Raw genomic sequence first — 18,410 nt, 5'->3', positions numbered from 1 at the left:
TGGGGCGCCGCCCAGGGCCCAGGCTCGCGGCACGTCCAGTTGGCGTCCACAGGCACTCCCCGCGCGGCTTGTCCACAGCCAGCGGCTGGAGGTGTTCCTCCCTCCATTCGATTCTTGCTAGACCCGCATGGTCGGTAACCTCGCCGACCGTGGCCGGTCTCGCGGAAGGACCAAGCTTGATGATTGCGCGTCATGCCGGGCTCGCCGGCGACGTCTACGACGGGACCCCCGCCTTCGTCTACACGGTCTCACTCCTCGCCGCTATCGAGGGCGCCGTCGGCCAGGAAGGACATCGCGTCGCGCTGCCGTACCTCGGTATGGCACGGGCCGAGCTCGTCGACTACGGGCAGCGGTGCCCCACCCACTACGTCAACGTCAACGTCGATGACTTCCGCACAGGGCTAGCCGAACTCGAGGGGCGGCTGACCGCGATGCTGGCGACCTCCCAGGTCCTCCGGCACAGCCTGCGCCTCGAGGCGGCGCGCCGGCTGTTGCGGTGCGGCATCGCCGCGGCCGGTGTCGGAACCGCCTACTAACTAACCACGCCTGTGTCGCGGATTGCTCGCGATCTCGTGTCCGATCCGGCGACGGCGGGGTTGCTTCTCCCCGACATGGCACCACAGACACTCTCAGCGAGCTGGCACGGCGTGCTCCCGCTGCTCCCGGCGCTTCCGGGGGAGCTGCGGTCATGACCGTCGAGACATACGGCGAGCACGCCGAGAACGCAGCCTGGGCGCTGAACCGTCTCCTTTGCGACGACTCGATCCCGGCCGAGACGGCCGCTGTCGACCAGTTGCTGCCCTGCCGCCAGGCCGTGGTCGACGCACTGCGGCAGCGGCTCTACGGTGTTGGGCTCAACACCGCCTATCCAGCAAGGAACCTGCCGGCGCCGGCGCCCGGACTGAACCTGGAGGGCATCGACAACAAGCTGGCGACCCTGCTGCACAACATCGCGTCCTCGATGCCCACCCTCCCGAACGATGAGCGACTCTCCCCGCTGGAGGTGCTCGGTACGGCAAGCACCGATCCGGTGGTCGAGACCTGGCGGGAGGCCGCGACCGAACTGCTGGCCGCGACCCATGCCCTGGACTCTGCCGATGACAAATCGTGGGTTCGGGATCACGGCGCCGGGTGGTATGTACTTCGCGACGCCGCCGTTGCCATCGAGGCGGTACTCGTACTCGACGACCGGCTCGCCGAGGTCGGGCTGTTCAACGGCCACCAGCAGCCTGCATACCCGATGGGTCTGGAAGAGAAGCGGCTCATCACCTCGCAGGCCGCCCGCGTCGCCACATGGTACGCCACCAGCGACGCGCCCGACCTGGCCACGCCCCGCACGCCGCGAGCCGCCGCGAACGTGATGCACCCGGTGTCGCTGGTTTCGGTGCCCGAAGACCTCGCGGCCGCCCAGCAGCGGCTCGCGGCATTCCTGCGACCGCTGAATGCCAACAATGCCTTCTACATCGGCGAACCCGAGATCAGCGCCGACTCCGCACGACAGGTAATCGCCAGCCAGCTCCACCTGTGCCGAGTGTTCGCGAACATGGCGGCCCGCTCTGCCAAGACCGTCGTGTTCGTGCCCTTCTTCAACGAACGCACCGAGGTGCTCGAGGCACTCCAACCGCAAGTCACCCACTTGATCGACGTAACCGCACGGGAACCGAACATGCGCAGGTTCTGGCAGCAAGGCGAACTAACCGCGGCCATCAACCGGATGCAAGAACGAGGCGTCGAGCTGACATTGCAGCCCCATCAGATGCTCACCCTGGCCAACGCCACCCACGAGGTCACCTACAACCTTGGCAGGTCGCTGCGCCGGGAACTGCTCCGCTCCAACACCAACATCCTTAATGGCAGCCCTCGTCACGCGGGAGGGCCCGTCCGAGTCGGCAGAAGCTCCCGGCTGGAGGCCACTCTCACCGACCTGGTCAACATGCCAGCGCCCAAGTCGCCTACCACGCAGTTCAGCAATCCCCTCCAACGCGCCGCTCTGCGCCAGACCCTCGACATGACGCCGACCGCGCCGCGGCCGCCGTCCCCCTTCCCCGCCACACGCGCCCTCGACGCCAAGAGCTACGGCCGGTAAGAAAGGAGGACCGCCATGGATCGTACTCAAGCGCCTCGGCAGCGCTCCCTTCGCGAGATGGCCGACGCGTACTCACTACGAGCCCGCGAAGCCCGCGTCAAGCAGGGCAAACCTCCAGTAATCTCAGGCGCCAATGTGCTCAACCGAATCGCCGAGATCATGGCCGCAGAAGTCCCTCCTGCCTGCCCTGAGGGTCGCCCCGCTGCCTAGGCCCGCCACACGGGCTCGCCGATTCGCGAGTCATCGAAGCGATTGCCCGACTTCCCCCTGGGCGCGATCTCAATCCTCTCGACCAGCGCCCGAACGATCTCCCGCCGCCGCCGCACGGGCGCTGCATCCCACCACTTCTCGATGTCGCCTCGCTTCTTCGGCACGTCCGTCAGCACAGCCTGCAGGCTCGGAGCCCACTGCCCAAGCACCCGCTCCGCCTCGCGCTGTCGAGCCGCCCAGCCTTCCCTCATGGCGTCCCACTCATCTTGGTGGAGTCGATTCGCTGCAAACTCAAGGCCGTAGTGCTTCCGCAACCGACCAATCTCCACGATCTCACGCTCTGCAGCGGCAGCACCCGCGCTGCTGCGGCGCCGAATGGCACCTGACCGAACCTTGGCCTCCGCCACGGCGTCGATGATCGCCATGGAAACGACCAAGTCAGTCTGAGCCCCCGCAACTGTCAGGCCGCCGCATGTATGGGCTCGTCCCGGCTGCTTCGAGCAGGCATAGCGGAAGGCACCGTCCTGTGTCGGCGAACCACCCAGACTCGAGCCGCACTTCCCACACTTCAAGATGCCCGCAAGCAGGTACTTTGGCTCACGTCCTCTCTTGATCGACGGCCGGTCGGTGACCTGTCTGATTTCCTCGATCAGTTCCTTCGGCAGGATCGGCGTCCAATCCCCCTGGGAAACGAGTTCCCCGTACCCACCGCGCTGGCCGGGGCTGAACTCACGGGTCAAGTCCGCTGGGGTGGTGTACGAGGTTGATCCCTCGGTTGGGCGTGTCGGTCAGGCTGTGAGGGCCTGGAGTTCGGGTTCGGTCACCTCCTCGACGACGCAGGTGTCGACGGCCTGGGCGCGGGCGAGGACGTCGAGTCCGAGGTAGCGGCGGCCTTCGGCCCACTCGTCGTGCTGCTCGGCCAGGACGGCGCCGACGAGCCGGATGATGCTGGCCCGGTCGGGAAAGATCCCGACCACGTCGGTTCGCCTGCGGATCTCGCGGTTGAGGCGCTCGTTGGGGTTGTTGGACCAGATCTGGCGCCAGATCTCCTTCGGGAACGCGGTGAAGGCGAGGATGTCGGCACGAGCGTCCTCCAGATGCTCGGCCACCTTGGGGAGCTTCTCGGCCAGGGCGTCGACGACCCGGTCGAACTGGGCGTGGACAGCGTCGGCGTCGGGCTGGTCGTAGATCGAGTGCAGCAGCGCCTTGACCCAGCCCCACGAGGACTTCGGCGTCGCCGACATCAGGTTCGCCGCGTAGTGGGTTCGGCAGCGCTGCCACGAGGCGCCGGGCAACGTGGCGCCGATCGCGGCCACCAGCCCGGCGTGGGCGTCGCTGGTGACGAGCTTGACCCCGGCCAGGCCGCGGGCGGTCAGATCCCTCCAGAAGGCCAGCCACCCGGCGCCGTCCTCGCTGCTGGTGACCTGCACGCCGAGGATCTCGCGGTGCCCGTCGGCGTTGACGCCGGTGGCGACCAGCACGTGGACCGGCACCACCCGGCCACCTTCGCGGACCTTGAGCACCAACGCGTCGGCGGCCACGAAGGTGAACGGCCCGGCCTCCTCCAGCCGTCGGGTGCGGAACTGCTCGACGTGCTCGTCGAGTTCCTTGGCCATCACCGAGACCTGGCTCTTGGACAGGCCGGTGATGCCGAGGGTCTGCACCAGCTTGTCCATCCGCCGCGTCGAGACGCCGAGCAGGTAACAGGTCGCGACCACACTGGTCAGTGCCCGCTCTGCTCGCTTGCGGCGCTCCAGCAGCCACTCGGGGTACAGCGAACCGGTGCGCAGCTTGGGAACCGCGACGTCCAGAGTGCCGACGCGGGTGTCGAGGTCGCGGTGCCGGTAGCCGTTGCGGGAGTTGACGCGCTCCATGCTGCGTTCGCCGTAGCCGGCGCCGCACACCGCGTCGGCCTGCGCCGAGAGCAGCGCATTGACGAACGTGGTGAGCAGGTCCCGCATCAGATCAGGACTGGCCTGGGACAGCTGCTCGTTCAGGAACTGTGCAGGGTCGATACTGGGTCCAGCGGTCATCGTCGTGGTCCTTCTTCGAGTCGGTTTTCGCAGATCACTCGAAGGATCCACCCGGTGGCCGCGCCTACGTTGGAGGCACGCGCTCACTCAGGTCCGTCGTACACCACTCTGCTGGACTCCACTAACTCACGCCACCCGCAAAGCGATCCTCGACGAACCATCGCTCGGACATTCGCAGCTCGCCAGTAGGACCGATCCGCTTCAACGCCAGCCGACGCGAGTAGGCGCGCAATGGTGGAATCGTCTAAACCATGATCACCAGAGAGGACATGGTCCGCCCACGGCTGGTCGCGCACCCAGGACGCCGTACAAAGCCCGGGCGTTCCCCCCGCAGCTCGCAACAGCCGCGCGAGCGCGGCAGGTGCAACCGCGGAGTTGCCCCGCACGGCAGTGATGACTGCGGTGACCTCGGGGCGCTGATTGAGTCCAACTGCCCGGTCGACGCGCCTCGCGTCCCATCGTCCACTCCCGGGCGTCGGGACCCCTCGAGCATTGAGGTCAGAGGCGATCGAGTACAGCGAGTCACCGTCGACAACCCGCTGCGCAACCTCTCGAATGACCTCTGCTTCCTCAGGGATGATTCGCTGCTGGTCGTCGTAACCGTAGCCAAGAGGCCCGTGGGCCTGGCCTGACTGTGCAGCCTGCGCCCGTTGCGCAGACAGACGAGCAGACTTCACGTCACCTTCATTGGCGGCAACTGCAGCCAGGATTCGAGCCAAGAGGCGCCCGGAGGGGGTCATCAAGTCGATCTCACCGGCTTGAAGAAAGACCACCGGAACCGCAGACCTCTGGGACTCGATCGCGTCGAGCACTCGTTCAAGGTCCACTACTCGTCGTAGGACGCGGTCGAGGTGCCAAGCGACGATGCCATCTACGAACCCGGACTCGACGTCTAGCAGAAGCTGCTCGAAGCTCGGTCGTCGCTTGCCGGAGCGTGCCGAGATGTCGTTGTCGGAGTAGATCTTGGGCTCGGGCCATCCGAGCGATCGACATCGTTCGCGGCACTCGTCAACCTGCCGCTGCACGCCGAGTGCCTGACCTGTGCGGTCGAGGCTGATTCGCGCATAGATTGCCGGGGCTTGAGGAGCTCCGCGCGGCTGTCCCATGCGAAGCGAGCCTAGCAGTGGTTTTCTTCACTGCGGTCTTGACCGCCGAGAACCCCCGCGCGATCCCGTGGAGCACCACGTGCAGCCGATGACCGTCCGGCAGCACCGCATCGACGAACGGCCGGCTCAGGTCGACCCGCCGCCCGGTCGACTTGAGCATCCGCTCGACCAGCTCACCCACCTGGGCCTCGGTGAGCACCACGTTGGTCAGCTCGTGCCGCCCCGCCCGGGCCACGAACACCCGGTCGGGCGCGTTGATCCACAGCTCCTCGACCGTCGGGTCGTCGAGATAGCGCTGCAGCGGCCCGAACCCCGCCACCCGCGCCATCAGCTCGGTGAGCACCGCCTCGTGGTCACCGACGGGTGGCACCACACCGGTCAGGCTGCGCTCGTCGTGGTCGCGGACGAGGGCGACCGCGAGGCGTCGTACGGCGGCGGGATCGCGCTGCGGGTCGATCGCCTCACGCCGTACGGCGGCGCGGAGGTGGTCGTCGAGACGCGCGACGAGGTCGTCGGACACGACGGGTGGCTGGAGCAGCGCCATGACGACTCCCCGAGATAGGACGGCTGGCTGACCAGCAACCTAGGTCGGGGTCTGCGGGCTCCGGAAGGGCTGTTCGCAAACTGCGGATAACTCGTGGCCCGGCTCGCTCCCCAGGGCCTACGCTCGCGACCGTGACCGCAGACGGGCAGGTGCATCCCGAGCACGTCGAGATCGACCTGGCCGGGTTCTCCGACGTGACCGAGCTGCTCGGTCCCCGAGCCGAGTACGACCCCCGGACCTACCTGAGCATCATGCTCAAGCCCTCGATGATGGCGCTGGCCCTGACGTTCGCCTTCCCGAGGTTCGTCGAGCACCGCGGAGCAGTCCTCCTCGAGAGCGCATACGACGAGGAGGCCGTGGAGGCCTGGTTCCAACAGCTCGACGGCGACGCCGTCGCCGTCGAGCTGGTCATGAACCACATCCACCTCTGGGACGTCTTCGCGCCGAGCACCGCCTTCGAGGCCGAGACGGAGCTCTTGTTGGCCCCGTTGGCGACGTCGTGGGGTGCGGCGCTGCGAGCAGCCTTCCCGACGCGGACGTTCCGGGTGCTCACCGATCCTGACGGTGACTACGGTCCTGAGCTGACGTTCCACTCGCTCACCGCTGAGGCCAGCGGCTCCGGCTGAGGCCGCGCCCAGAGCCTCTAGGCGCCGAGCCCCGCGTACGCCACCGCGACCGCCGCCCCGAGCCGCGCGTTGTTCCGCACCAGCGCGATGTTGGTCTCCAGCGAGGCCCCGTCGGACAGCTCCACGATCCGCCCCAGCAGGTACGGCGTGATGTCCTTGCCGCGGATCCCCCGCTCGTCCGCGTCGGCCAGGGCCTGGCGGATGGTGGCCTCGATCTCGGGCTGGGGGATCTCGTCGGCGGCGGGGACGGGGTTGGCGATGGAGACGGCGCCCTCGAGGCCGAGGGACCACTTGGCGCGCATCATGGCGGCGAGCTCGGCGGGTGAGTCGAGGCGCATGGGGGCGGCGAAGCCGCTGGAGCGGGAGAAGAACGACGGGAACTCGTCGGCGCCGTGGACGACGACGGGGACGCCGAGGGTCTCGAGGACCTCGAGGGTGCGGCCGATGTCGAGGAGGGACTTCACGCCGGCGCTGACGATGGCGACGTCGGTGCGGCTCATCTCGGTGAGGTCGGCGGAGACGTCCATCGAGGTCTCGCCGCCGCGGTGGACGCCGCCGAGGCCGCCGGTGACGAACACGCGGATGCCGGCGAGGGCCGCGAGGCGCATGGTGGCGGCGACGGTGGTGGCGCCGTGGGCGCGGCGGGCGGCGACGTAGCCGATGTCGCGGATGCTGACCTTGGCGACGGACTCGTCGGAGGCGAGGACGTCGAGCTCGTCGGCGGACAGGCCGATGCGCGGGACCCCGTCGAGGATGGCGATGGTGGCGGGGGTGGCGCCGTGGTCGCGGACGATCTGCTCGACCTCGCGGGCCATCTCGACGTTGCGCGGGTAGGGCATGCCGTGGCTGATGATCGTCGACTCGAGGGCCACGACCGGGCCGCCGGACTCGAGGGCCGTGCGGACCTCGGGGGCGACGGACAGGACGGGGTTGATGCTGGTCACGAGGGGGTCTCCGTTCGGGCGGTGCGGATGGCCGCGGCGTCGAGGTCGGGGCGGACGTTGTCGGGGTGGGCGACGGTGAGGGCGGCGGCGACGTGGCCGAGGTCGGCCGCGTCGACGGGGGTGTCGCCGCCGCTGCGGGCGTCGACGTAGGCGGCGGTCATGGCGTCACCGGCGCCGGTGACGTCGACGACGTCGGCCGGGCGCGAGGCGAGGAGGGTGACCTCGCCGTCGTCGCTGAGCAGGCTGCCGCGCTTGCCGCGGCGCACCCACACCCGGCGTACGCCGCGCTCGTGGAGAGCCGCCGCGGCGCGGGTGATCGCGGGCCGGTTGTCGGCGACGGGGGCGCCGGCGAAGGCGCCGAGCTCGGCGATGTTGGGGGTGACGGTGTCGACGGCGACGCCGTCGAGGAGCGGCGCGAGGCGCGCGGCCTTGGCGACGCTGACCGGGTCGAGCAACACCGGTACGCCGTGCTGGGCGCAGGTCTGGAGCGCCCACCGCACGACGTCGGCGGGGATGTTGCCGTCGATCACGACGAAGTCGGCGCGGGCGAGGACGTCGCGCCCGCGGCCGATCTGCTCGACGGTCAGGGAGTCGGTCGCGCGCATGTCGGAGGCGCCGACGAGGAGCTCGCCGTCGCGGTCGAGCGTGGCGAGGTAGGTGCCGGTCGCGAGCGCGCCGCGGACGACGTGGTCGACGTACACGCCGGCGTCGGCGGTGTGCGCGATCAGCTCGCGCCCGAACACGTCGTCGCCGACCGCCGCGATCAACGAGGTACGACGACCGAGTCGCGCCAGCCCCTCGGCGATGTTGCGGCCGACCCCTCCGGGCGAGGTGTGGATCGTCGCCGGGTTGCTGGTGTGCAGCCCGGCGGCCGCGACGGTGCGGGCCTTGATGTCCATCACCGCGCCGCCGAGCACGACGACGTGCGGCTCGTCGCGCACGATGTAGCCGCGGCCCGCGATGGCGCCCTTGCGGGTGAGGGACGAGAGCGCCATCGCGACCGAGGCGCGGGTGCTGCCGAGCCGTTCCGCGATGGCCTGCGCGTCGAGGAGGGGCTGCGTCCGCAGCAGCTCCACGATCTGGCGCTCGCGGGGTGTCAGCGTGGTCATGCTGAGAACAATAAGTACGACTTACAAAGATAAGCAAGAACGGCCGGACCAGACCGGGACGTAACGCAGGTCACATCCGGGTCGTTGCGAGGTCAGTCCAGCAGGAGGCCCCCCGTGTCCGACTCGTCCCTTCCGCAGCGCGCCCTGTCCCGGCGCACCCTCATCGCCGGCGCCATCGGAGGCGGTGCGGCGCTCGCCCTCGCCTCGTGGCCCGACGCGGTCGCCGCGGGCGCGCCGTTCGTGCACGGCGTCGCGTCCGGCGATCCCCTGCCCGGCGGCATCGTGCTGTGGACCCGGGTCACGCCGTCGGTCGAGGCGGCGCCGGGCTCCGGCGTCGGCCCGGACGTCGACGTCACGTGGGAGATCGCGCGCGACGCCGGCTTCAGCCTCGTCGTCCAGCAGGGCAGCGCCGTCGCCTCCGCCGAGCGCGACCACACCGTGCACGTCGACGTCAGCGGGCTGCAGCCCGCGACGGCGTACTTCTACCGGTTCACCGCGCTGGGCGCGACCTCCCGCACCGGCCGCACCCGTACGGCGGCCGCGCCCGGCTCGTCGGCGCCGGTGCGGTTCGGCGTGGTCTCGTGCGCCAACTACGACTGGGGCTACTTCGTCCCCTACAAGTTCCTCGCCCAGCGCACGGACCTGCACGCGATCCTGCACCTCGGTGACTACGTCTACGAGTACGCCCCGGGCGGCGTCCTCGGCGGCTACCCCAAGAACCCGCGCAACGCCGACCCGCTCCACGAGTGCACGACGCTGGCCGACTACCGCGTGCGGCACGGCTGCTACAAGCTCGAGCCGAACCTCCAGGACCTGCACGCCGCGCACCCCATGGTCGCGGTGTGGGACGACCACGAGATCGCCAACGACACCTGGCAGAACGGCGCGGAGAACCACGATCCCGCCACCGAGGGCGACTGGGCGACCCGGGCCACCGCGGGACGCCGCGCGTTCCTCGAGTGGCTGCCGATCCGGCACACCGACCCCGACGACTGGCAGCGGATCAACCGCCGCCTCGCGTTCGGCGACCAGGTCGACCTCTGGATGCTCGACGAGCGACGGTTCCGCACCCAGCCGCCCAAGAGCGCCCTCCTCGGGTACGTCGCCCTGGGCTCGTCGTCCAGCGACCCCGACGCGTCGATGATCGGCGACGACCAGGAGCACTGGCTGGTCCAGGGCCTGGCCGCCAGCACCGCGCGCTGGAAGGTGCTCGGCAACCAGGTGCCGTTCTTCCCGCAGGTGCTGCTCCCCCAGCTCCCCGGTCAGATCACCGACCTGCTCGGCCCGGCGCTGTCGAAGAAGCTGGAGGAGCCGCTGCTGCAGCTCTACGTCGAGGACTGGAACGGCTTCCTCGCCCAGCGCCAGCGCCTCGTCGACGGCATGGCCGGCATCGAGGACGTCGTGATCCTCACCGGCGACGTGCACCAGAGCTTCGCCAGCGAGATCCCGGCCCGCCCCAACCGCTACCTGCTCGACCGCAGGTCCGTCGCCGTCGAGTACGTCACGCCGGGCGTGGCCTCGCCGTCGCTGCAGACGATGGTCAACCAGGTCGCGCCCGGGGTCGGCAACCTGCTCGACACCGTCCTCAACACCAACGCGGCGCTCGCGAACCCGTGGATCCGCTGGTCCGAGGGCTTCCGGACCGGCTGCCTCGTCGTCGAGTTCGCCAGCGACCGGGTGCAGGCGGACTGGTTCCTCGTCGACAAGGGCACCGACCCGAACAGCCCGATCCGGTGGGCGGCCTCGCGTCAGACGAAGGCCGGGACGCGGCGGGTGACCGCGGCGGCGCGGGCGCTCACCTGACCCTGGTCAAGGGTCAGGCCGGCTGGACCGCGGCGACGCGACCCTCGTCGACCTGCCAGCGCTGGTCGAGGCGCACGTTGTCGAGCAGCCTGCGGTCGTGGGTGACCAGCAGCAGCGCGCCGTCGTAGGAGTCGAGGGCCTCCTCGAGCTGCTCGATCGCCGGCAGGTCGAGGTGGTTGGTGGGCTCGTCGAGGACGAGGAGGTTGACCCCGCGGGCCTGCAGGAGCGCCATCGCCGCACGGGTCCGCTCGCCGGGCGAGAGCCGGCCGACGAGGCTCGTGACCTGGTCTGCCTTGAGCCCGAACTTCGCCAGCAGCGTGCGTACGTCGGCCGGCGCGAGGTCCGGCATGGCCGTCTCGAACGCCGTCCCGAGGGGCAGGTCGTCGTCGAGTCCGGTGCGTGCCTGGTCGATCTCACCAACCGCGACCGACGCGCCCAGGGCGGCCCGGCCCGTGTCCGGAGCCAGCCGGCCCAGGAGGAGCCGCAGCAGCGTCGTCTTGCCCGCGCCGTTGGGCCCGACGATGCCGATCCGGTCGCCGGCGCTGACCTGGAGCGACACCGGGCCGAAGGCGAAGGAGCCGAGCTGTGCGGTGACCTCGTCGAGGGTGGCGACCACGGAGCTCGACCGCGGCGCGGCGGCGATCGAGAAGCGCAGCTCCCACTCCTTGCGCGGCTCCTCGACCTCCTCCAGGCGCGCGATCCGCGACTCCATCTGGCGGACCTTCTGGGCCTGCTTCTCCGACGACTCCGACTGCGCCCGGCGCCGGACCTTGTCGTTGTCGGGCGACTTCCGCATCGCGTTGCGCACGCCCTGGGAGCTCCACTCCCGCTGGACCCGGGCGCGCCGGACCAGGTCGGCCTTCTTGTCCGCGAACTCCTCGTAGGCCTCCCGCGCGTGGCGCCGCGCGATGGCCCGCTCCTCGAGGAACGCGTCGTAGCCGCCGTCGTACACGGCGACCTGGTGCTGGGCGAGGTCGAGCTCGACGACGCGGGTCACCACCCGGGAGAGGAACTCGCGGTCGTGGGAGACCAGGACGACGCCCGCGCGGAGTCCCCGCACGAAGTCCTCGAGGCGGTCGAGCCCGGCGAGGTCGAGGTCGTTGGTCGGCTCGTCGAGGAGCACCAGGTCGAAGCGGCTCAGCATCAGCACCGCCAGCGCGGTGCGCGCGGCCTGACCGCCGGACAGCGAGGTCATCAGGGCGTCGGGACCGACGTCCAGCCCGAGGTCCGCCAGCACCGGCGGAAGCCGCTCGTCGAGGTCGGGCGCGCCACTGGCCAGCCAGTGGTCGAGGCTGTGGGCGTAGGCGTCGGCGGTCCTGGGATCCTCGCCGGTGCCCAGCTCCGCCGCGGCCTGCTCCATCGCCTCGGTCGCGGCCGTGGCGCCCGTGCGGCGGGCGACGTACTGGCCGACGCTCTCCCCCGCGATGCGTTCGTGCTCCTGCGGGAGCCAGCCGACGAAGGCGTCGGAGGGCGCGGTCGAGACGACGCCGTCGAGCGGCGCCAGGTCACCGGCGAGGATCCGCAGCAGGGTGGTCTTGCCGGCGCCGTTGGCGCCGACCACCCCCACCACGTCGCCCGGCGCGACCGTCAGGTCGAGGGACTCGAAGAGGGTGCGGTGAGCGTGGCCCCCGGCAAGGTCCTTGGTGACGAGGGTCGCGCTCATGAGGACGATCGTAGTGGCCCTCCCCGCAGCTCTCCGCCGCGCTCAGCGCGCCTCGCGGGCCGCCGCCTGGCGGCGCAGCTCGGTGCGCGCGAGGGCGTTCTTGTGCACCTCGTCGGGGCCGTCGGCGAAGCGCAGGGTGCGGATGCCGGCGTACATGTTGGCGAGCGGGAGGTCCTGCGAGAGACCGCCGGCGCCGTGCAGCTGGATCGCCTTGTCGAGGATCCACTGGACGGTCTCGGGGGTGGCGATCTTGATCGCCTGGATCTCGGTGTGCGCGCCCTTGTTGCCGACGGTGTCCATCAGCCACGCGGTCTTGAGCACGAGCAGGCGCAGCTGCTCCAGGCGCACCCGCGACTCCGCGATCCAGCCGCGGACGACGCCCTGGTCGGCAAGCGGCTTGCCGAAGGCGACCCGCGCGTCGGCCCGCTCGCACATCATCTCGATGGCGCGCTCGGCGATGCCGATCGACCGCATGCAGTGGTGGATCCGGCCGGGACCGAGGCGGGCCTGGGCGATGCCGAAGCCGCCCCCCTCCTCGCCGATCAGGTTGCTGACCGGGATCCGGACGTCGGTGAACCGCAGCTCGGCGTGGCCGCCGTGCTCGTGGTCGTCGTACCCGTAGACCTCCATGCCGCGCACGACCTCGAGCCCCGGGGTGTCGCGCGGGACGAGGACCATCGACTGCTGGCGGTGCCGCTCGGCGACCGGGTCGGTCTTGCCCATGACGATGAAGATCGTGCAGTTGGGGTTCATCGCGCCGGTGATCCACCACTTGCGGCCGTTGAGGACGTACTCGTCGCCGTCGCGCACGATCGACATCTCGATGTTGGTCGCGTCGGAGGACGCCACGTCGGGCTCGGTCATCGCGAACGCCGAGCGGATCTCGCCGGCGAGCAGGGGCTCGAGCCACTGCGCCTTCTGCTCCGGGGTGCCGAACTGCGAGAGCACCTCCATGTTGCCGGTGTCGGGGGCGGCGCAGTTCATCGCGGCCGGGGCCAGGTGGATGCTGCGGCCCGAGATCTCGGCCATCACGGCGTACTGGAGGTTGGTCAGGCCGGCGCCCTCCTCGCCCGGGTGGAAGAGGTTCCACAGGCCGCGGCGGCGCGCCTCGGCGCGCAGCTCGACCATGACGGGCGTCGAGTCCCAGGCCCAGCGGTCGTCGAGCGCGGCGAGCTGGTCGTGGAAGACCGCCTCGGCCGGGTGCACGTGGGAGTCCATGAAGTCGAGCAGCGTGGCCCGGAGCTCCTCGGTACGGGCGTCGAATCCGAAGTCCATCAGTCGTTCTCCTTCAGTGCGGCCAGGCCGGCATCGAGCAGGGGGTGGATGGCCTCGCCGATCCCGGCGAAGCCCTCGCCGACGGTCTGGCCGGCGAGGAAGCGGTAGTGGATGCCTTCGAGGATCGCGGCGAGCTTGAACGCCGCGAGGCCGCGGTACCAGCCGAAGCGGGACAGGTCGCGGTCGCTGCCGGCGGCGTACCGGGCGACGATCTCGTCCTCGCCCAGGAAGCCCGGCGCCTCGGAGGCGTCGGCGACGGCCTCGCCGATCTCGGTGGCGAGCTGGTGGTAGGTCAGCATCAGCGCGAGGTCGGTGAGGGGATCTCCGAGCGTGGCCATCTCCCAGTCCAGGACGGCGGTCGCACGGTCGCGCCCGTCGGTGCTGTCGACGAGCACGTTGTCGAGGCGGTAGTCGCCGTGCACGATCCCGGTCGGCGACTCGGGCGGCACGCTGGCAGCAAGCCGGCGGTGCAGCTCGTCGGCGGCCGGCAGGTCCCGCGTGTACGACGCGTCGAGCTGCTTGCGCCAGCGTCCGACCTGGCGCCCGAGGAAGCCCTCGGGGCGGCCGAAGTCGCCGAGCCCGACGTCCGCCGGGTCGACCGCGTGGAGCGCGAGCAGGGTGTCGACGAGACGCTCGGAGATGCCGCGGGTGCGCTCCGCGCCGAGCGGCTCGAGCTCGAAGGCGCGGCGGTAGGGCACCCCGGCGCACCGCTCCATGACGTAGAAGTCCGCGCCGATCACCTCGGGGTCGGAGCAGAACGCGAACGTGCGCGGCACCGGGACGCCGGTGTCCTGCAGCGCCGACATCACGCGGTACTCGCGCCCCATGTCGTGCGCGGTCGCCAGCACGTGACCCAGCGGCGGGCGGCGCACGATCCAGTCCTGGGTGCCGTCGGAGACGACGAAGGTCAGGTTGGACTTGCCGCCCGCGACGAGCTCGGCGCTCAGCTGTGCGCCAGCGCCGAGCACCTCGGCGGACAGCCAGGCGCCGAGGCGGTCGAGGTCGAGGCCCGGGGGGTTCACTCGACGCCTCCGGTGAGGGTGACGCCGCCGTCGACGACGAGGGTCTGGCCGGTCATCCAGGCGGCGTCGCCGGAGAGCAGGAAGGACACGACGCTGCCGATGTCGTCGGGCTCGCCGAGCCGCTTGAGGGGGTACTGCGCGGAGACCTCGGCCTCGCGACCCTCGTAGAGCGCCGTGGCGAACTTGGTCTTGACCACGGCCGGGGCGACCGCGTTGACGCGGACGCCGGGGCCGAGCTCGACGGCCAGGAGCTCGGTGATGGAGATGAGCATGGCCTTGCTGGCGCCGTAGATCCCGATGCCGGGCGCCGGCTTGACCCCGGCCACCGAGGAGACGTTGACGATCGCGCCGCCGTGCTCCTTGGTCCAGGCGGCGTGCACCTCCTGGGCCCAGGCCAGGGCGGCGATGCAGTTGACCTCGACGACCTTGCGGGCGACGTCGAGGTCGAGCTCGATCATCGGGCCGTAGGTGGGGTTGATGCCGGTGTTGTTGACGAGGAGGTCGGCACTGCCGAAGGTCGCGATCGCCTGGCGCACCGTGTCCGCGCGGTGCGCGGCGTCGTCGGCCTTGCCGGCCACGCCGAGCGCGTGCGCGGGGCCGCCGAGCGTCGCGACGGCCTCGTCCAGCGCCTCCTGGCCGCGCCCGGTGATGACCACCCGCGCGCCGTCGGCGACGAGCCGCTCGGCGATCGCGAGTCCGATCCCCCGGCTCGCGCCGGTGACGATCGCCGTCCTGCCCTCGAATCTGGTGCTCACCGTCTGCCTCACTCCGTCAGGTGGTTACTAAGCGCTTGCTTAGCGCGCTAGCCTCTACTCTGCACGCGGGCACCGCGCCCCGTCAAGAACCCGAGGAGGGACGCCGATGACCGGCTCGTCGCGTGCCGAGGCCACCCGGGCCCGGCTGCTCGAGGCCGCCGTCACGGCCTTCTCCGAGAAGGGCTTCCACGGCACCACCACCCGCGACATCGCGGGCGCGGCGGGGATGAGCCCGGCGGCGGTCTACGTGCACCACAAGTCCAAGGAGGAGCTGCTCTTCCTCATCTCGCGCGAGGGCCACCAGTCCGCGCTCGACATCATCCGCGCGGCCCGCGCCACCACGGCCGACCCGGTCGCGCAGCTGGCGGCCGTGGCCCGCGCGTTCGCGGAGTTCCACGCCCACCACCACACGGTCGCGCGGATCCTCAACTACGAGCTCGCCGCGCTCAGCGAGGAGCACCGGGCGAGCATCGACGAGCTCCGCACCGGCATCGACCAGGAGCTGCGCACCCTGGTGCGCGACGGTGTCGCGGCCGGCGTCTTCGACGCCCCCGACCCGGCCCTGGCCGCGACGGCGCTCGCCTCGATGGGCGTCGACATCGCGCGGTGGTACCGCGAGGACGGCGAGTGGACCCCGACCCAGATCGGCGACTACTACGCCGATCTCGCGCTGCGCCTGGTGGGCGCGGCGGGCTGAGGGCCCGGGCGCCGGCTACTTCCAGGCGATGCTGGCGATGACCTGCTCGCGCAGCCGGTCGGCATCCGGGAGGTCGACCGGGGTCTCCACCTGGAGGGTCCACTGGCGGCCGTCGTGGATCCCGCCGATCCACGAGGAGCGCAGCTCGGCGTTGCTGCCCTCGGCGGCCCAGACCTCGACCCCGTTGACCGTGCGGTTGTCGATCCGGCGCGGGGGCGGGTCGTTCTTGGAGACCTGGAGGAACGCCTCGGCGTCCGCCTCGAGGTCGGTCTGCACGGCGCTGATGTCGCTGAGCGTGATCGTCACGGGCAGGCCGCTGTCGCTCACGTAGGTCGCCGAGACCGTCAGGGCGCCCGCCGGCGGCTTGAGCCACCGCGGCCCCTCGGTCAGGTGCAGGCTCAGCGCGGCGACCTCGAGCACCTCGCCGGTGGCGGGCTCGACGGTGGCCGAGGGCGTACCGGTGCTGCCGGAGGTGGCCGTCGACGCCGCGGTCGGCGTCCCGCTGGGGCCGTCACCCCCGGCCTTGCCCGGCTCGTCGTCGCACGCCGCGAGAGCCGCGACCAGCGCACCGGCGGCGAGGGCCGCGAGCGCGGCACGAGGGACCCGAGACGACATCCGACCCATCCTTCCGGGGGCAGTGGAGCGGCCACCCTAGCAACGGAGGACGACGGGCCGGTTTCACCGCGGACCGGGGTGGGTAGTCGGCCGATGGCCCTCCCCTCTCGGATCCGAAGGACATACGCACCATGTTCGCTGAACTCGGCACACGGCTCGCCGGCGCTCTCTCGATCGGCGACCTCAAACCCGACGGTGCCCCCGCCCAGGGCCTCGACCTGGTCGAGGAGCAGATCCAGCTCGTCCTGACCGCCCTCGACGAGGGCATCACCGACCTGGAGACCAACAAGTTCCCCGTCGACGGCTTCATCCGCGCCGCGTCCTTCGGGATGGGCACCGAGGCCACGCGGCTGTCGTACCACCACACCCGCGCCCACGGCGTCGTGGTCGACACGCTCAAGGGCATGAAGGCCGACCTGGAGAAGTTCCACGCCGCCGTCCTCGACGCCCAGGCGCTGATCACCCGTACCGACGAGCAGGCCCAGGCGGACCTGACCCAGATCGTGGCCCGGACCGAGAACATCGACCTGGGCCAGCAGGGCCACGTCGACGCCCAGAACGACCACACCAACGACCTGCCCAGCAACGAGACCCCCGCGGGCACCGAGGACGAGACCGGAGAGGACCCCTCATGACCGGGCAGCACATCGCGGAGCTCAAGCACGTCACGACGGGGATCGACGAGGGCGCGATGGACGACGTCGCCACCTCCCGCAGTGCGTGGAACAACAACGCGACGGCGTTCGAGAAGATCGCCGGCGCGCTCACCCAGGCCGCGCCCAAGATCCTCGAGGGCTTCGGGGCCGGCTCCACGATCGGCACCGACGCCCACGACGCCTTCGTCCAGGCGGCCACCCGGATCGGCGAGCGCCAGACCGACCTCGCGGACGCCCAGGACGTGCTGCTCAAGGTGCTCCCGGCCATGCAGGCGGCCCGGACCGCGGCCGCCGGCGCCCCCAGCACCTCCCCCGGCAGCCCGCCGCCCTTCCCGACGCCGACCGGCACCGACGACGCGGCCGAGATCCAGGCGCTCAAGAAGCACGCGCGCCAGATGGAGACCTACAACAACCAGGTCAGCGCGTACGCCGGGGCCGACGAGGACGCCCGGGTCAAGCTCGAGAACCTCCGGGCCCGCTACCGCGAGGCCGGCGACGTCTTCCAGCGCATCCACGGCGAGCCCGAGGAGCGCACCCCCAACAAGCCCGGGCGAGCCGACCCGGGCACCGGCGGCGGGGTCCCGCCGATCGGGCGGCCCGGCACGCCGTACGTGCCGCCGCCGCTGCACCCGACCATCCCGGTCACGCCGCCGCCGATCATCGAGCACCCGCCGCCCACGATCGAGCACCCGCCGGTCCCGCCGGTCGGCCCCGTCCACCCGCCCGAGGTCCCGACCGGCTTCCCGCCGGTCGACCCCGGTGGTCCGCACGTGCCCGGAGGCCCGGGCGGCGGCGGTGGCGGCGGCGTCGGACCCGCGGTCCTCGGCGGCGCGGTCGGCGCCGGTGTCTTCGGCGGGCCGGGCCTGGTCAACGGCCTGCGCGGCCTGCTCAACGGCCGCGGCCTGAGCGGCTCGGGCGGCACCATCGGTGGCACCACCCGCACCGGCGGCCCGGGCTCGCTGACCCGCGGCGGCGTGGGCGCCGGTACCGGTAACGGGACCGGCACGCCCGGCAGCCAGGTCAACCGGGCCGCCGGCCGCGGCGCGGGCGGCGGCCGGGGCGGTGGCGCCGCGGGCGGGGCCGGCGGCCGCGGCAACCAGGGCGCCCGGGGCCGGTCCGGAGCCGCCGGTGCAGCCGGCGGGGGCCGGCGCGGCGAGCGCAAGCGCGACGACGAGAAGGGCCAGGAGCGCGACCTGTTCGACGACGGCCAGGACTGGCTGGACGACGAGGGAGCCGCACCCGGCGTGCTCGACTGAGCCGGCCGCC

The 18,410-nt window shown here is 71.3% G+C and carries 18 protein-coding genes; 7 read left to right on the top strand and 11 right to left on the bottom strand.

Annotation, left to right across the window (positions count from 1 at the left end):
* Positions 1-179: 179 nt before the first annotated feature.
* Both M0M48_RS02220 and M0M48_RS02215 read left to right on the top strand, forming a co-directional pair.
* Positions 180-536, top strand: coding sequence for a hypothetical protein (locus M0M48_RS02220; RefSeq protein WP_257754223.1), 357 nt, complete (start codon positions 180-182; stop codon positions 534-536).
* 152 nt (positions 537-688) lie between these two features.
* Positions 689-2,086 carry a hypothetical protein gene (locus M0M48_RS02215; protein ID WP_257754222.1) on the top strand — a complete coding sequence of 466 codons (1,398 nt, stop codon included), beginning with the start codon at positions 689-691 and terminating at the stop codon, positions 2,084-2,086.
* A 206-nt stretch (positions 2,087-2,292) separates the two neighbouring features.
* Here M0M48_RS02215 and M0M48_RS02210 read toward each other — a convergent pair whose 3' ends face one another.
* The 4 genes from M0M48_RS02210 to M0M48_RS02200 form a co-directional block, all read right to left on the bottom strand.
* Positions 2,293-3,036 carry a zinc ribbon domain-containing protein gene (locus M0M48_RS02210; RefSeq protein ID WP_257754221.1) on the bottom strand — a complete coding sequence of 248 codons (744 nt, stop codon included), beginning with the start codon at positions 3,034-3,036 and terminating at the stop codon, positions 2,293-2,295.
* Positions 3,037-3,084: 48 nt separating this feature from the next.
* Complete coding sequence (locus M0M48_RS02205) at positions 3,085-4,329, bottom strand: IS256 family transposase (RefSeq protein ID WP_257750619.1); 1,245 nt, start codon at positions 4,327-4,329, stop codon at positions 3,085-3,087.
* A gap of 83 nt (positions 4,330-4,412) precedes the next feature.
* Entirely contained in the window at positions 4,413-5,435 is a 1,023-nt protein-coding gene (locus M0M48_RS31000) for a recombinase family protein (protein ID WP_374587216.1), read from the bottom strand.
* Positions 5,338-5,979, bottom strand: coding sequence for a hypothetical protein (locus M0M48_RS02200; protein ID WP_257754220.1), 642 nt, complete (start codon positions 5,977-5,979; stop codon positions 5,338-5,340). The genes M0M48_RS31000 and M0M48_RS02200 overlap by 98 nt, the downstream gene beginning before the upstream one ends.
* Before the next feature lie 131 nt (positions 5,980-6,110).
* Here M0M48_RS02200 and M0M48_RS02195 point away from each other — a divergent pair, with 131 nt between their 5' ends.
* A complete protein-coding gene (locus tag M0M48_RS02195; RefSeq protein WP_257754219.1) occupies positions 6,111-6,605 on the top strand; it encodes a hypothetical protein in 495 nt (164 codons plus the stop codon).
* 17 nt (positions 6,606-6,622) lie between these two features.
* Here the strand turns inward: M0M48_RS02195 and M0M48_RS02190 are convergent, their stop codons facing one another.
* Positions 6,623-7,549 (bottom strand): pseudouridine-5'-phosphate glycosidase, encoded by a 927-nt coding sequence (locus M0M48_RS02190; RefSeq protein WP_257754218.1) that lies wholly within the window; start codon positions 7,547-7,549, stop codon positions 6,623-6,625.
* A complete protein-coding gene (locus tag M0M48_RS02185; protein ID WP_215816444.1) occupies positions 7,546-8,658 on the bottom strand; it encodes a PfkB family carbohydrate kinase in 1,113 nt (370 codons plus the stop codon). Before M0M48_RS02185 ends, M0M48_RS02190 begins: the two co-directional genes overlap by 4 nt.
* 114 nt (positions 8,659-8,772) lie before the next feature.
* On the opposite strand from M0M48_RS02185, the gene M0M48_RS02180 reads away from it, so the two are divergent.
* Positions 8,773-10,461 carry an alkaline phosphatase D family protein gene (locus tag M0M48_RS02180; protein ID WP_215816445.1) on the top strand — a complete coding sequence of 563 codons (1,689 nt, stop codon included), beginning with the start codon at positions 8,773-8,775 and terminating at the stop codon, positions 10,459-10,461.
* Between the two features lie 13 nt (positions 10,462-10,474).
* On the opposite strand, the gene M0M48_RS02175 is transcribed toward M0M48_RS02180, so the two are convergent.
* The 4 genes from M0M48_RS02175 to M0M48_RS02160 are packed head-to-tail and all read right to left on the bottom strand — an operon-like array spanning position 10,475 to position 15,176.
* Positions 10,475-12,124: an ABC-F family ATP-binding cassette domain-containing protein gene (locus tag M0M48_RS02175; protein WP_257754217.1), complete on the bottom strand. Its 1,650-nt coding sequence runs from the start codon at positions 12,122-12,124 to the stop codon at positions 10,475-10,477.
* A gap of 42 nt (positions 12,125-12,166) precedes the next feature.
* Positions 12,167-13,399, bottom strand: a complete 1,233-nt coding sequence (locus M0M48_RS02170) for an acyl-CoA dehydrogenase family protein (RefSeq protein ID WP_257754216.1) — start codon at positions 13,397-13,399, stop codon at positions 12,167-12,169.
* On the bottom strand, positions 13,399-14,421 hold the full coding sequence (locus tag M0M48_RS02165; RefSeq protein WP_215816448.1) for a phosphotransferase family protein: 1,023 nt from the start codon (positions 14,419-14,421) through the stop codon (positions 13,399-13,401). The genes M0M48_RS02170 and M0M48_RS02165 overlap by 1 nt, the downstream gene beginning before the upstream one ends.
* On the bottom strand, positions 14,418-15,176 hold the full coding sequence (locus M0M48_RS02160; protein WP_257754215.1) for an SDR family oxidoreductase: 759 nt from the start codon (positions 15,174-15,176) through the stop codon (positions 14,418-14,420). The genes M0M48_RS02165 and M0M48_RS02160 overlap by 4 nt, the downstream gene beginning before the upstream one ends.
* Positions 15,177-15,282: 106 nt before the next feature.
* Here M0M48_RS02160 and M0M48_RS02155 point away from each other — a divergent pair, with 106 nt between their 5' ends.
* A complete protein-coding gene (locus M0M48_RS02155) occupies positions 15,283-15,873 on the top strand; it encodes a TetR/AcrR family transcriptional regulator (protein WP_215816450.1) in 591 nt (196 codons plus the stop codon).
* A 15-nt stretch (positions 15,874-15,888) separates the two neighbouring features.
* Here M0M48_RS02155 and M0M48_RS02150 read toward each other — a convergent pair whose 3' ends face one another.
* Positions 15,889-16,488 carry a hypothetical protein gene (locus M0M48_RS02150; RefSeq protein ID WP_257754214.1) on the bottom strand — a complete coding sequence of 200 codons (600 nt, stop codon included), beginning with the start codon at positions 16,486-16,488 and terminating at the stop codon, positions 15,889-15,891.
* 131 nt (positions 16,489-16,619) lie between these two features.
* On the opposite strand from M0M48_RS02150, the gene M0M48_RS02145 reads away from it, so the two are divergent.
* Together M0M48_RS02145 and M0M48_RS02140 are read left to right on the top strand one after the other, a co-directional pair.
* Positions 16,620-17,123: a hypothetical protein gene (locus M0M48_RS02145; RefSeq protein ID WP_257754213.1), complete on the top strand. Its 504-nt coding sequence runs from the start codon at positions 16,620-16,622 to the stop codon at positions 17,121-17,123.
* Positions 17,120-18,400 carry a hypothetical protein gene (locus M0M48_RS02140; RefSeq protein ID WP_257754212.1) on the top strand — a complete coding sequence of 427 codons (1,281 nt, stop codon included), beginning with the start codon at positions 17,120-17,122 and terminating at the stop codon, positions 18,398-18,400. The genes M0M48_RS02145 and M0M48_RS02140 overlap by 4 nt, the downstream gene beginning before the upstream one ends.
* Positions 18,401-18,410: the final 10 nt, after the last annotated feature.

The sequence above is a fragment of the Pimelobacter simplex genome (assembly GCF_024662235.1).
In the GTDB taxonomy this organism is placed as follows: domain Bacteria; phylum Actinomycetota; class Actinomycetes; order Propionibacteriales; family Nocardioidaceae; genus Nocardioides.
This window is presented reverse-complemented; position numbering and strand designations above follow the sequence as displayed.

Bases quoted from the DNA above. Each gene is read 5' to 3' on its own strand.
- M0M48_RS02155 (WP_215816450.1), top strand. From the start codon at position 15,283: ATGACCGGCTCGTCGCGTGCCGAGGCCACCCGGGCCCGGCTGCTCGAG.
- M0M48_RS02140 (WP_257754212.1), top strand. From the start codon at position 17,120: ATGACCGGGCAGCACATCGCGGAGCTCAAGCACGTCACGACGGGGATC.
- M0M48_RS02200 (WP_257754220.1), bottom strand. From the start codon at position 5,979: ATGGCGCTGCTCCAGCCACCCGTCGTGTCCGACGACCTCGTCGCGCGT.
- M0M48_RS02215 (WP_257754222.1), top strand. From the start codon at position 689: ATGACCGTCGAGACATACGGCGAGCACGCCGAGAACGCAGCCTGGGCG.
- M0M48_RS31000 (WP_374587216.1), bottom strand. From the start codon at position 5,435: ATGGGACAGCCGCGCGGAGCTCCTCAAGCCCCGGCAATCTATGCGCGA.
- M0M48_RS02175 (WP_257754217.1), bottom strand. From the start codon at position 12,124: ATGAGCGCGACCCTCGTCACCAAGGACCTTGCCGGGGGCCACGCTCAC.
- M0M48_RS02185 (WP_215816444.1), bottom strand. From the start codon at position 8,658: ATGACCACGCTGACACCCCGCGAGCGCCAGATCGTGGAGCTGCTGCGG.
- M0M48_RS02145 (WP_257754213.1), top strand. From the start codon at position 16,620: ATGTTCGCTGAACTCGGCACACGGCTCGCCGGCGCTCTCTCGATCGGC.
- M0M48_RS02220 (WP_257754223.1), top strand. From the start codon at position 180: ATGATTGCGCGTCATGCCGGGCTCGCCGGCGACGTCTACGACGGGACC.
- M0M48_RS02205 (WP_257750619.1), bottom strand. From the start codon at position 4,329: ATGACCGCTGGACCCAGTATCGACCCTGCACAGTTCCTGAACGAGCAG.
- M0M48_RS02170 (WP_257754216.1), bottom strand. From the start codon at position 13,399: ATGGACTTCGGATTCGACGCCCGTACCGAGGAGCTCCGGGCCACGCTG.
- M0M48_RS02150 (WP_257754214.1), bottom strand. From the start codon at position 16,488: ATGTCGTCTCGGGTCCCTCGTGCCGCGCTCGCGGCCCTCGCCGCCGGT.